At 51.8% G+C, this 12,702-nt stretch carries 11 protein-coding genes; 2 read left to right on the top strand and 9 right to left on the bottom strand.

Annotation, left to right across the window (positions count from 1 at the left end; translation table 11 throughout):
- Nucleotides 1–22 precede the first annotated feature (22 nt).
- From KJS42_RS12305 to thyA, 8 genes are all read right to left on the bottom strand, one after another.
- On the bottom strand, nt 23–1,429 hold the full coding sequence (locus tag KJS42_RS12305) for an MBOAT family O-acyltransferase (RefSeq protein ID WP_213623000.1): 1,407 nt from the start codon (nt 1,427–1,429) through the stop codon (nt 23–25).
- A 50-nt stretch (nt 1,430–1,479) separates the two neighbouring features.
- Entirely contained in the window at nt 1,480–2,160 is a 681-nt protein-coding gene (locus KJS42_RS12300) for a GDSL-type esterase/lipase family protein (RefSeq protein WP_213622999.1), read from the bottom strand.
- A 138-nt stretch (nt 2,161–2,298) separates the two neighbouring features.
- On the bottom strand, nt 2,299–4,128 hold the full coding sequence (locus KJS42_RS12295) for a sensor histidine kinase (RefSeq protein ID WP_213622998.1): 1,830 nt from the start codon (nt 4,126–4,128) through the stop codon (nt 2,299–2,301).
- Nucleotides 4,125–4,802, bottom strand: a complete 678-nt coding sequence (locus KJS42_RS12290; protein ID WP_213622997.1) for a response regulator transcription factor — start codon at nt 4,800–4,802, stop codon at nt 4,125–4,127. Before KJS42_RS12290 ends, KJS42_RS12295 begins: the two co-directional genes overlap by 4 nt.
- Nucleotides 4,803–4,955: 153 nt before the next feature.
- Complete coding sequence (locus tag KJS42_RS12285; RefSeq protein WP_213622996.1) at nt 4,956–7,250, bottom strand: type IA DNA topoisomerase; 2,295 nt, start codon at nt 7,248–7,250, stop codon at nt 4,956–4,958.
- A 133-nt stretch (nt 7,251–7,383) separates the two neighbouring features.
- On the bottom strand, nt 7,384–8,871 hold the full coding sequence (locus tag KJS42_RS12280) for a glutamate synthase subunit beta (RefSeq protein ID WP_213622995.1): 1,488 nt from the start codon (nt 8,869–8,871) through the stop codon (nt 7,384–7,386).
- Nucleotides 8,872–8,972: 101 nt separating this feature from the next.
- Complete coding sequence (locus KJS42_RS12275) at nt 8,973–9,458, bottom strand: dihydrofolate reductase (RefSeq protein WP_483311276.1); 486 nt, start codon at nt 9,456–9,458, stop codon at nt 8,973–8,975.
- Between the two features lie 33 nt (nt 9,459–9,491).
- Nucleotides 9,492–10,286, bottom strand: a complete 795-nt coding sequence (thyA, locus tag KJS42_RS12270; RefSeq protein ID WP_155605900.1) for a thymidylate synthase — start codon at nt 10,284–10,286, stop codon at nt 9,492–9,494.
- 252 nt (nt 10,287–10,538) lie between these two features.
- On the opposite strand from thyA, the gene KJS42_RS12265 reads away from it, so the two are divergent.
- Complete coding sequence (locus tag KJS42_RS12265) at nt 10,539–11,309, top strand: hypothetical protein (RefSeq protein WP_244868456.1); 771 nt, start codon at nt 10,539–10,541, stop codon at nt 11,307–11,309.
- 15 nt (nt 11,310–11,324) lie between these two features.
- Here KJS42_RS12265 and KJS42_RS12260 read toward each other — a convergent pair whose 3' ends face one another.
- Nucleotides 11,325–12,260: a hypothetical protein gene (locus tag KJS42_RS12260; RefSeq protein ID WP_193416191.1), complete on the bottom strand. Its 936-nt coding sequence runs from the start codon at nt 12,258–12,260 to the stop codon at nt 11,325–11,327.
- A gap of 152 nt (nt 12,261–12,412) precedes the next feature.
- Between KJS42_RS12260 and KJS42_RS12255 the strand changes: the two genes are divergently transcribed.
- Nucleotides 12,413–12,700, top strand: coding sequence for an ArsR/SmtB family transcription factor (locus KJS42_RS12255; protein WP_155605898.1), 288 nt, complete (start codon nt 12,413–12,415; stop codon nt 12,698–12,700).
- Nucleotides 12,701–12,702 lie beyond the last annotated feature (2 nt).

The following is a 12,702-nucleotide window of genomic DNA, read 5'->3' as shown; positions in this document are numbered from 1 at the left end:
TTCGCAGCCTCCTTTCCCCGCGTCAAAATCGAAAATATAAAAACGGATTATAGGTTTGATGGACGAGATTCGCGGTTGACAGCAACAGCAGCAGCAGGTAAACACCTATCGTCAGCGTGGAACCCGCGATCGTCCGTCTCTTCCGAACACGCAACAGAAGTCGGCGCGGAAGCGGCGTCGCGCATACCGCCAGTAAAACCAGCCAACCTGCATAAGTCGTTATGTCGTATAACGCTTGCTGATTAACTATGCCGTACGAGTCGTACCCGAACAGCGTACCGAGGAACTGACCGGCAGTTTCCAGGTTATCGTATTCGAAAAACACCCACCCAACGATAACGGCCGTAAGCGTGTAACCATGTGCGACAAAGCGCGGAAGGCGGCGCAACCCTTTTAGCCAAAACAATTTCTCGACCGTAACCAGGAACCCAAAATAAAGTCCCCACACGATAAAATTCCAACTAGCCCCGTGCCACAACCCGGTTAAAAACCAGACGATCAGTACATTACGTAACTGCTTCAGTAATCCTTTTCGGTTGCCGCCAAGCGGGATATAGGCGTACTCCCGAAACCAGGAGCCCAGGGAAATATGCCATCTACGCCAAAATTCCGTGACGCTGCGGGATACATACGGGTAGTTGAAGTTCTTCGCGAACTCAAACCCGAACATCTTCCCGAGACCGCGGGCCATGTCGGAATATCCGCTGAAATCAAAGTAGATTTGAAATGTGAACGCCAAGATTCCGAGCCAGGCGGAAAGCACGCTAAGCTCTCCTGGCGGCGTCGCTTTGACATTCGTCCACAGCAAGCCGATCTGGTTGGCCAGCAGCGCTTTCTTGGCGAGGCCGCGGATAAACAGCTCCGTTCCTCTTCCGAATCGTTCCAGCGTCATCTGCCGGACAACCAACTGCCGAGCGATGTCGCCGTATTTGACGATGGGCCCGGCCACAAGCTGGGGGAACATCGCCACGTAAGCGCCGAACGAAATTAGATTGCGCTGCGCGGTTACTTTACGCCGGTAAACGTCGATTACGTAGGACATCGTTTGAAACGTATAAAAGGAGATACCGAGCGGCAGCGGAAGATCCGCTGTCTGCAAATGAAGATGTAATAGCCCATTCAGATTGTCCACAACAAATTCGGCGTACTTGAAGAAGAACAATAAGCCTAGATTGACGATGAGGGAAACGAGCAATACACCATAAGCGATCCCCCGTCGTTCTCGATATTTCTCGATCATCAGACCGCCTGCATAATTAATCAGGGTAGAGACCATCATGATGAACACATAGAGCGGCTCTCCCCAAGCATAAAACACCAAGCTGGCCGCGAGCAGAACGGGGTTTCGAAGCCTCGGGGGGGATAAATAATAGACGAGCAGCGTTATCGGCAAAAATTGAAACAGGAAGATTAGGCTGCTAAATACCAAAGCTCATCCCCTCCTTGGCTCATCGCTATACGAAAGAACCATGGCCGCCCTCACTCTACCTGATCCTTCAATGCTTCCAGCATCAGCGGATAAAACTCCGGCTTGAAATGAATGCCGTCCGTATCGTACAGATCCGGATGGATCGCGATGATTACGGACAAATCGACAAACCCGACCTGCTCCTTGGCAGCCATCTCCTTCAACCTTTCGTTAAAGGCGGGGATATTTCGATAACGCGGTTCATCTACAAGCGTTTCCTCTGAGACGGGCGTGACCGACAGTACCGTGATTTCGGCCTGCGGAAGCTTCTGTTTGATCGCTTCGATCAAGGAGATGTAATGGTTGATTGCATAGTCCAGCGGATGCTCTGTTGGCCAAAGGATATCGTCCGAACCCAACTGGATGAAAATCTGCTTGGGATTTCTCTGGATCAGGTCCTCCATGTCCCCCATAGCAAATTCCGCCGTTTTTCCCGCACCGGCCAATACGTTTTCTTCAGCCAACACCTCGTGATACGACAAGCCTTCCGTAATGGAATCCCCCAGAAAAACGCTGTTACGAAACAGAGAAGCTAGCTTGGTTTGCGGCGTTCCTGCGGAGGTTGTCTCCTTCGTTGAACCGGCGGTCGACGGTTGGTCGGTCGACACTACCCTATCCGTATTCAGTTCTCCACAGGCGGCGAGTGATAAAGCGAATATTCCGGTCAACATGATTTCGAGCATTTTTTTCATTCTCTTCCCTTTCCTCTCTTGTGGGTTCAATCTCTCCCAGATAGGATAGAGAAAAGAAATGCAGATCAGGTGCAGACCCGGTCAATATGAGCTGAATTTTTGCCGATGCGAAAACAAGACAAGCGCAGAACCGAAGTTCTACGCTTGTTTACGCAAATCGAAGTAAAACAATACTCCTTCCGCCGTGTTCGTTACGCCGTAGGACGAGCCGTGTAATTCCAAAATATTTTTGGCGATCGCCAGCCCCAAACCGGTTCCGCCCGTCGCCGCATTTCGCGAAGGCTCCCCGCGGTAAAAGCGATCCCACACTTTCTCCAACTGCTCCTCCGGAAGATGAACTCCGCGATTTTCGACGCCAACCCTAAGGGTATCCCCTTCATCGGTCGTGGTCACGAGGATGGTCGCCCCTTCCGGTGTATAGCGAATCGCGTTGGTGAGAAAATTGATCAATACCTGCTCGATGCGGCGGCGATTCGCCACAACTTCTGCCGTTGCCAGCCGGGTGAACAGCTTGAGCTGCCTGGCTGCCAACTCCGGCGCTAGTTTCTCGCATACCCGCTCGACGACGGGGAGAATCTCGAACGGTTCCGTGTTCATGACATACGTGCCCGACTCATATTTCGCCAAATCCAGCATATCCTCAATCAACAAGATCATGCTGTTCACTTCTTCTTCCATTGCCGCAAAATAATAATTCCGCTTGTGGCCGGCAACTCCGTCTTTGAGTACGGCCAACCCGCTTTGAATGACGCTCAGCGGCGTCTTCAGTTCATGCGAAACGCCGGAGATAAATTCTTTTCGAGTATGCTCCAACTGCTTTTCCTTTTCGATGTCCCGCTCCAATTGCATGATATGGGAATGCAGCCGATCAGACAACTCGTTGATGCTGCCTGATAGCTGTCCCAACTCATCCCGGCTGCGGACCGGTAATTTCTCGGAGAAGTCCAGCCGGGCGATCTGTTTGGTGGTCCGGTTGAGTCGCAGCAATGGCCGGGCAATCCGGCGGGAGAAATAAAGCGAAGCTGCAACGGATAGCAGCAAGGCGGCGAGGATCACATAGCCTAAATAGCTACGCATCACCTTCGCAGCCTCACTTACAGGTTGAAGCGACGTCATGGCGAAGATAAAAGCGGGTTTCCCTTTCGCGTTTTCCATGCGTTCCACAAGTACCTTGTAATTTACACCATTCTCCGCAAAATCCATTTCTTCGCCGTTTGCACCCCCGGTAACATCTCCGAAAAGAAGGTCGGCTTGAAAGGTTTTGATCCGATCCAGAAATAAGCGGTTTGCATAACGTGTAACGTCGTCACCTTCCGGCAGTTGAAGGCTTGTGATCGTCCCCTGGACCAGCACAGAGGGGTATTCCTCACGATACAGCTCCGGCTCTTGGAAGCGCGGGACAACCTTATATTCCTTTTGAATCAAGGGGGTATTTTCCAAGCGATCTTCTTCGCGTAAACCGGCAATATTGCTGTTCGCCCGCTGCGGCAAGAACCGATCGTTCATCAGGAGGCCTTCGATCGCAATCGGCCCGCCTTCCTTAACCCAAGTACCGCCATAAACGTTCAACGGATTGTCCGCACTAAAATCGTCCACGTCGGCCATGGCGTAAAGGGGGAACGTCATCGTTTGTCCGGAGAGGCCGGGAGCGCCGTCCGATTGCTCCAAACGGACCTCCATAGCAAAATCGTCAAAGTACTGCAAATTCCCCATTTCGTCCAACACGGCGATCCAAATGCCCTGCTCCCGATCATATTCCTGCTCCAGTTCGGCCAAGGCTTTCGATACCCCATCCGCCTCCATGTACGCTTGTTCGAAGGCCTGAACGGAAGTTTTTGCATCGTCCACCTTTTGCTGCACGTAAAACTGTTTAAAGAACACGGTTTGACCGGCGAAAATCAGCGCCACGATCATCAAGCAGAGCGCCGTCGTCAACAAAAACAGTTTGAGTACAATCCCCCTAATCATGGTCGGTCCTCAAATTTGTAACCCGCCCGCATGACGGTCACGATGCATTTGGCTTTGTCGCCCAACTTTGCCCGCAAATTTCGCATATGGCTATTGATCGTTCGTTCGTCACCGGGAAAATCGTATCCCCAGACCTTCGTCATCAATTGTTCCCGGGTTACGATCAATCCTTTGTTCTTCATGAGATAGGCCAAGATTTCGAATTCTGTGTATGTAAGGCTGCAGTTTTCCCCGTCGATCGTCACGGAACGGGAAGCAAGGTAGATCACGATCCCGGCTCCGGACAACAAGTCCTTCTCCTGACCGGGTATACTCCGAGGTTCCAATAAGCGTTTAGCCCGCGCCATCAATATCGGCGGACTGCACGGCTTGACGACATAATCGTCCGCACCCAGCTCGAATCCGAGCAAAGTGTCATCTTCATCCGAACGGGCCGTCAGCATGATGATCGGGACATCCGACACCTTGCGGACCCGTTGGCACACCGACCATCCGTCCAGCTCCGGCAACATGATGTCAAGAAGGATCAAATCGACCGGATGTTGTTCGAACAGAGCCATAGCCTGCTTCCCATCGCCGGCCTCCAACACGTCGTATCCTTCGTTCAGCATATAATCTTTGAGGATCTCCCGCAAAAGCAGCTTATCCTCGACAATCAAAATCGTTTTGGACATGGTTCTACCTCTCTATTACAAGTTGCGTATTCCCAAGCCTACACTAAACGTTTTTACTGAAAACATCAACTTCATAACAAGAAAGCAGCCGACATGTGGATATCGGCTGCTTATTAATTAATATAGTTAACGAAATAGATATAAATCAATAATTTATGAAGTGGATGAAGCCACTGAACGATCGGTCTGCTCCAAAGTAAGCTTCCCGCTATTACGATCAGCAAGTGAAATGCGAGCCTTAACCTCTCCGCCTGCCTGCTTGAACGATAGTAGCTGCGTTTGTCCTTTCGTCAGCAGAGCGTTCAACATGGCCGGCGAAATCTTCTTGCCTTCAAACTCTTTCCAAATCACAAAACCGCAGCCTTGTTTGTAGTGCGTGCAGCCGTAACCTTTACGGCCTTCGATCAACTGGCCTCCGCAGCCCTCGCGCGGACACGGAGCAAGTGGCTGCATACTGCCTGCCTGTGGTTTAGTAGTAGGCGTGCCCGTGTTGCGCTCGCCCTTCTCAACACCGGTGTCAGCACGGCCGGATTTGCTGTTACCGTTGCCGCTCCGACTTCCGCCGCCACGTCGGCCTCCTTTGTTCGCCTCCTCCGTTCCAAACATGGAGGCGTCCGCCTTTTGCTGGGTACGCACCTTCTCAATGATCGAAATCGTGAACCGGCGCACGTTATCCATAAACTTTTCCCGAGCTGCTTCACCCTTGGAAATCTGATACAATCGCCGCTCCCATTGGCCGGTCATCTCCGGCGAGGTCAACAGCTCGACGCCGGCGTGCCGAATCAGCTCCACCGCTGTCCGGCCTTTTTGCGTGACGGTGATCTTCTTGCCTTGCATCGTAATATATCCCACGTTCTTCAGCCGCTCAATCGTCGCCGCCCGCGTAGCCGGAGTGCCAAGGCCAGCATCCTTCATCGCATCGCGCAGCTCTTCGTTCTCGAGTTGCTTCCCGGCGCTCTCCATCGCTTTCAGTAGCGTACCTTCCGTAAAATGCTTCGGCGGCTGCGTAGCCTTCTCCTTCGCTTCGGCGCCTGTACATTGCACCGGACGGTCCTTGTCGATCTGGAACGGTTCGCTGACCAGATCCTCGGACTCCTCTTCCTCGTCTTTCTTCTTCCCGCGACTGCTCCCGGATTTCGTCCCGTCATCCCCCGGCAAGCACACCTTCCACCCCAGGGACAGCAGCTCCTTTACGTTCGTCTTAAACGTTTCGCTTTCCACTTCAGTCAACACCGTATGCTGCTTATATTCGGCTGCCGGATAGAAATGCGATAGGAACCTCCGAATGACAAGATCGTAGACGTTCTGTTCTTCCTTACTTAATGTGCCTGGTCGCCGTAGCGTCGGCAGGATCGCATGGTGATCCTCGACCCGCGTCGGGTTGCACACCGCTTTGTTGCCGACATGCACCAGATTGGGCCGGCCACCTTCAGCCAGTTCCTTGTAACTTGAAGACTTCAGCATGTGAAGCACCTTGTGCATCCCGTCGATATTTTGCTCGGTCACGTAGTTGGAACTCGTCCGCGGATAGGAGATCACCTTATGGCGTTCATAGAGCGCCTGCGCGATGTCCAGCGTCTTCTTGGCAGAGTAGCCGAACTTCGCATTCGCTTCCCGCTGCAGTAAGGTCAGATCGTAGAGCTTGTACGGATACTCCTTCGTCTCTTTAACTTCGTATTCGGTAATCCGCCCTTCCTTGCCGCGGACCTTCTCGGCGATCGCCGCCGCCCTCTCTCCGTCCGTCAGCCGATCGCCTTGCCAGCTGCCCGTGTACTTGCGCGCGTCTTGCTCGAATTCAGCTTTGATTTCGTAGTAAGTCAGCGAATCGAAGTTCTCAATTTCCTTCTGACGGTCGTAGATCAGCGCCAGCACCGGGGTTTGCACGCGACCAACCGATAACAACTCCCGGTGTTTGGTCGTAAACGCCCGCGTCGCGTTCATCCCGATCAGCCAATCCGCTTCACTGCGCGCCCGTGCGGCCATCGTCAGGTTCTCGAACTCAGACGCGTCATGCAGCTCAGCAAACCCTTTGGCAATGCTCTCGCTGGTCAAGTCGGAAATCCACAGCCGTTTGACGGGCTGAGTTAACTTTAGCTGCTGTTGGATTAGCGCAAAAATATACTGCCCTTCACGCGCGGCGTCGCAGGCATTCACAATCGCGTCGCATCGTTTGGCCAGCTCGCCGATCGTTTTTAACTGATCTTTCGTCCGCGGGTTCGGTACGATCTTGAATCGATCCGGCAGAATTGGCAGGTCGCCGAAATTCCAGCGTTTGAATTTTTCATCATAGGCATCCGGCTCGGCCAGGCCTAGCAAATGACCTATCGCCCAAGTAATGATGTAGCGCTCTCCCTCCAGATAGGACCGGTTGTTCTTCGCTTTCGGCTCAATCACCGCAGCGATAGTCCGTCCCATGTCCGGTTTTTCGGCAATTACGAGCGTTTTCATGCTTAAGCGCCCCTCTTCCTCTGTCTATCAATCTAAAAAAGAGCCGCGCTCCGCGCAGCTCTAGTAAGCTAGTACCTATTATAACATATTGACCTAGGATCGTCCTGCAAAAATCTGCAGTCCGAGCAGTGAGTTACGCCAGTACCGTCGAACCCATCAGGTATTTATCTACTTCCCGGGCTGCCTCCCGGCCTTCGTTGATGGCCCAGACAACCAAGCTTTGTCCCCGGCGCATGTCCCCGGCGGCAAACACTTTATCGATATTCGTTTTGAATTGACCGTATTTCGCCTTCACGTTCGTGCGGCGGTCTCTTTCCAGACCCAGTTGGTCGGCCAACATCGATTCCGGTCCGTCGAAACCGATGGCGATCAAGGCCATTTGCGCCGGAAAGATGCGTTCCGTACCCGGGATCGGTTGATAGATTTTGCGCCCGGTCTCGTCGACAATCCGCTGGATTTGCACAGTGTGCAGTTCCTTCAGGTTGCCGTTCTCGTCGCCGACAAATCGCGTTGTCATGATCGAGAATTCACGCGGATCGGAACCGAACAATGCTTTGGCTTCTTCTTGGGCATAATCGAGCGTGTACACGTTCGGGAATTGCGGCCAAGGGTTGTTAAACGAATCGCGTTCGAGCGGCGCTTTGGCGTGGGTGCCAAACTGCGTAATGCTACTGCAACCATGGCGCAGTGCTGTCGCCACACAGTCAGAGCCGGTGTCGCCGCCGCCGATCACGATGACATCCTTCCCTTCGGCGGACAAATATTGCCCGTCAGTTAGGCCGGTGTCCAGGTAGCTCTTGATCGTACCGTTCAAAAACGGCATCGCATAATGCACCCCGTTCAAATGGCTGCCCTCAATGTTAAATTCCCGAGGTTTCGTAGCCCCGCCGCACAGGACCACGGCGTCGAATTCATCGACGAGCTGCTGGGCTTGGATATCCTTGCCGATCTCCGTATTGGTGACAAATTTAACGCCTTCCGCCGCTAACAGGTCAACACGACGTTGTACAACCGATTTGTCCAGCTTCATTGTTGGAATGCCGTACATTAGGAGGCCGCCGATCCGATCTGAACGTTCGTAGACGGTCACCTCATGGCCCGCTTTATTTAGTTGGGCCGCACAGGCAAGACCCGCCGGTCCGGAGCCGACAACGGCCACTTTACGGCCTGTCCGCTTCTCCGGAAGTTCCGGTACAACCCAGCCTTCCTCGAACCCTTTATCGATAATCGCCTGCTCAATCGTCTTGATGGTCACCGGCTGCCCGATTAGGCCGACCGTACAAGAGCCTTCGCATGGCGCAGGACATACCCGGCCCGTAAATTCCGGAAAGTTGTTCGTTTTGTGCAAACGGTCCAGCGCCTCTTTCCACAAATTGCGGTAAACTAGGTTATTCCATTCCGGAATCAGATTGTGCACCGGGCAGCCCGCCGTTCCTCCAGCCATATCGATTCCCGTATGGCAATACGGTGTGCCGCAATCCATGCAGCGTGCGCCCTGAGTGCGCAGCTCCTCATCCGCCATATGCTTATGAAATTCCTCCCAGTCCTTAACCCGTTCGGACGGACTACGGTCTCCGGGAAGCTCACGTTTGAACTCCATAAATCCTGTTGGTGTAGACATCAAAAAGTTCCCCCATCCGTCATCAGTGTATCTTGATGTTAGCATTCGGGGGAACGGTTATTAATGGATTATTGATATGATAATTTGTACTGATCATCACATCATTTACGACGTTCGTAAGTCAGAAAACGATAATTATAGGGGTTCTTCTCGTCTCGCACCCCTTGTTCTTCATGGACTAATTCAAAGTCTTCCCATAGAAAGTGAGGGAAGAACACGTCCCCTTCAATATCTTCCTCGATCCGGGTTACCAAGAGCCGATCCGCCAGCGGCAGAAAGTGTTGGAACATGCCTGCACCCCCGATAATCATCAGTTCGCCACGTTCCGCGTAAGTTAACGCTTCTTCCACCGAATGCACGACATCTGCTCCCTCCGCCACATAAGAAGCATCCGCCGTAATTACGACGCTATGCCGATTCGGCAACGGCTTGCTGCCCATGGATTCCCAGGTTTTACGGCCCATGACGATGGTTTTCCCCGTTGTCTGTGCCTTAAAGAACTTCAGATCGGCCGGCAACCTCCAAGGAAGTTGATTATTCCGACCGATAGTTCCGTTTCTGGACATCGCCCAGATGAGCGTAATCATCCCCATGTAATACCGACTCCTAACTTGTTGAATTTAAACGGCAACCGTTGCTTTAATCGTTGGATGGAACTGATAATCAACAAACTCGAAATCCTCATACACGTAGTCAAAAATCGAATCTGGTTTGCGTTTGATCACCAGCTTCGGCAACGGATAAGGCTCACGCTCCAATTGGGTTTGCACCTGCTCGACATGATTGTTGTAAATATGCACATCCCCGCCGGACCAAATAAATTCGCCAACCTCAAGATCGCATTGCTGGGCGATCATATGTGTGAGCAATGCGTAACTTGCGATGTTGAATGGCAGACCAAGAAACGTATCCACCGAACGCATCGTCAACATGCAGGACAACTTCCCGTCCGCCACATAAAATTGAAAGACAAAGTGGCATGGCGGCAGTTTCATTTGATCTACCTCGGCCACATTCCATGCGCTGACCAGATGGCGGCGCGAATCGGGATTCTTCTTGATTGCTTCTACGACGGAAGTAATTTGATCGATCTTCCGACCGTCTGGCGCTTCCCAGGAACGCCATTGCGATCCATATACGGGTCCAAGGTCGCCGTTCTCATCCGCCCACTCGTCCCAGATGCGTACGCCATGCTCTTTGAGATAAGCTATATTCGTATCGCCGCGCAAAAACCATAGCAGCTCATGGATTACCGATTTCAAATGGATCCGCTTGGTCGTTACCAGGGGGAAGCCCTCGCTTAAATCGAAGCGAAGCTGACGGCCAAATACAGAGCGCGTCCCGACGCCGGTCCGGTCCTCTTTAGGTGTCCCGTTCTTTAGAACATCCTCCAGCAAATTCAAATAATTTCTCATCGTCTACACCCCGTCACCTTGGTCTATAATCCATCCTATTATATCAGACTTCCGGAGCTTCGTGACAAGAATGCTTGTTCGTATCGCTTCTTGACATCCTGAGTATGGAAGGTTATAGTAAGAGAACCATATCTTAATAGAACAATGCGAGTGAAGCACCTCGCAAGGTAGGCGTCAAAGCCTGTCTTGGAGGTGCTTTTTTTGCGTTGTCATTAGGGGTGGAAAATGAGTTTCGTTAGGAGATGATGGTTCGTGAATTGGAGACAACCGATGAAAATGTCCTTACTTGCGGTAATCATGCTTTCCATGATGTTGGGTGGAAATCGACAGTTGGTTGCAGCTAGCTCTTGGGATGCGGCTTTAGACGGGATCGATGCGGTGTATGACGGTTTGACGGCCGTACAAACACTGGTGAAGCAGGAGAGTCTTGAAATCTCGGCGCTGCGCAAGAAGAACAACGACGCTTTGTCTGCGTTAAATGCGAAGATCAGAGCGATCGATCAAACGACGGTTACCCGTCTGACCCAGGAAACCGAGGCGCTGCAGCGCAAGCACGCTCCTTTGTTAGAACAATACGCCTCATTGGGCAAACAGGTGACGGCAGCTAAGAAACGCAAGGATAAGAAATCCGCGGATATGCTGGAATTGAAACGCAATCAATTGAAGCCTGCGGCAACATCCGCTTCGGCGGAGATTAAAGCTAAGAAGGAGGCGCTCTCAGCCGCGAAGAAGTCCAAGACCGCCAAAGCGAAAGTCGTTAAAGATGCCCTGGTTCCGGTGCAGACGTTAAAAAAGCGGATCACCGCCGAAAACAAATCCGTCGCCGCCGCGCGAAAACACCTTTCGGCGGCGGATAAACGATACAAAGCCAGCGTGAAGCGAGGCGACGCTATCGTTGCAGCCCTTGAGCTAAAGACGGTTTATGATCAAACCAAAGCCATTCACGCATCTTTAACGAAAGTGTACGAGTGGGAGCGGCAAATCGCCCAAAACGTTACTCTGGCTGTCGCCAAACTCCCTTAAGCGATGTTAATCTGGTCATGGAGACGTGTAGCGTCCGTAACGGGTTTCGAGCTTAACTAAACGTTTCTCCGTACCGTGAAGAAGGAGCGTATTAATTCCTTCCGTCCCATGCCACTCCATACCGATGAGAATTCCCTGCTCAGAGGTTCTGGCCGCAAACAGAAAAGTAAAGTGATGGGGTGCGATCTCCCCTTGGTCATCTACGCGCCAGACACTGTAAGAGTCTTCTGTTGTTGCAGGAAAGTCCAGGACGGCCAAGTTATCGCCCTGTTTTAGAATGATACAAAACAGGTGATCCGGGCCGTCTGGACGAAATAAAGCCAAATCAAGTTCAGCTTCTCCGCCTAGAGTTGCTAACCGCCATAATTGGTGAATGTCTCGGCCTTTTTCTTTCTCAATTTGTTCCCCCAGGTCGGAATCCAATTCCACTTGGCCGTCGAACGTGATCGGAAGCAAAGAATCCAGCGGAATCTGCTCACTCTGAAAGAAATAATAGGTGGCATTGGGTTGCGCCACACCTTCGGTAACGGCAAAGATATGCCCCGGCAAATGCGAGAAATTGGGAGTCGTGTCCCTTCCGGTGTTGGCGTCGTCCCCCTCCTGCCAACCTTCATAGACGACGGAAATCAAGCTCCCTTTCTCGCCAATGGCCTGAGTCATCCCTGATAGCGTTTCCTTAGATATATCCTCTGATCCGCTAACCAACAAGCGCCGTCCATTTTCGTCGGCAAAACCAAATACCTGACTCAGACGGTCCACATCAACCTCACCTCCCGGTTCAGAAGGTATGGCAGGATCAGGTGTCTCCATTTCATTTACCTCTCCATTGTCAAGTGGACCGGGTTCGAGTTGAACCGGGGTCTCCCTTTCAATCAGAACTTCTTGATCTTCCCTTTGGATACAGCCGGATAGTGTCAGGATCATCAGCAGAAGTATGCCTGTTTTTCGCACAACGATAAACCTCCCCATCTTTTGCCTATTCATCTGATTATTGTTGAAATCGCACTGAATTGTAAAGATTGGCAGCAACCTATTTTGCATTTCATATTGCTATATCGTAATATTAGGATATAATGATTATCAGGAAACCGAGGTGAACTTTCATGGATAACAATTTCAAAGCCTATCAGGAAGCTGCGGAAATGTTGAAAGCTCTGGCACATCCGGTACGATTATGCATCGTCCGCGGCTTGCTGGACAAGAAGCAATGCAACGTGACGTACATGCAGGAATGTTTGGAACTGCCGCAATCGACCGTATCCCAGCACCTGCAGAAGCTGCGCAGTTTAGGGATCGTCGAATCCGAACGCAGCGGTTTGGAAGTCAATTATCAGTTGGCGAATGAAAAAGTCATTAAGTTGGTTCGCCATCTGTTCGAGGAGGAACAATAAAC

Origin of the sequence: Paenibacillus sp. J53TS2 (assembly GCF_018403305.1) — a bacterium.
Classification (GTDB): domain Bacteria; phylum Bacillota; class Bacilli; order Paenibacillales; family Paenibacillaceae; genus Fontibacillus; species Fontibacillus rhizolycopersici.
Note: the sequence above shows the minus strand (reverse complement) of the source record. Positions and strands in the feature narration are given on the sequence as shown.

Excerpts from the sequence above, each read along its gene's own strand:
- KJS42_RS12275 (WP_483311276.1), bottom strand. The coding sequence starts at position 9,458 with ATGATTACGCTCATCTGGGCGATGTCCAGAAACGGAACTATCGGTCGG.
- thyA (WP_155605900.1), bottom strand. The coding sequence starts at position 10,286 with ATGAGAAATTATTTGAATTTGCTGGAGGATGTTCTAAAGAACGGGACA.
- KJS42_RS12295 (WP_213622998.1), bottom strand. The coding sequence starts at position 4,128 with ATGATTAGGGGGATTGTACTCAAACTGTTTTTGTTGACGACGGCGCTC.
- KJS42_RS12300 (WP_213622999.1), bottom strand. The coding sequence starts at position 2,160 with ATGAAAAAAATGCTCGAAATCATGTTGACCGGAATATTCGCTTTATCA.
- KJS42_RS12280 (WP_213622995.1), bottom strand. The coding sequence starts at position 8,871 with ATGTCTACACCAACAGGATTTATGGAGTTCAAACGTGAGCTTCCCGGA.
- KJS42_RS12285 (WP_213622996.1), bottom strand. The coding sequence starts at position 7,250 with ATGAAAACGCTCGTAATTGCCGAAAAACCGGACATGGGACGGACTATC.
- KJS42_RS12255 (WP_155605898.1), top strand. The coding sequence starts at position 12,413 with ATGGATAACAATTTCAAAGCCTATCAGGAAGCTGCGGAAATGTTGAAA.
- KJS42_RS12290 (WP_213622997.1), bottom strand. The coding sequence starts at position 4,802 with ATGTCCAAAACGATTTTGATTGTCGAGGATAAGCTGCTTTTGCGGGAG.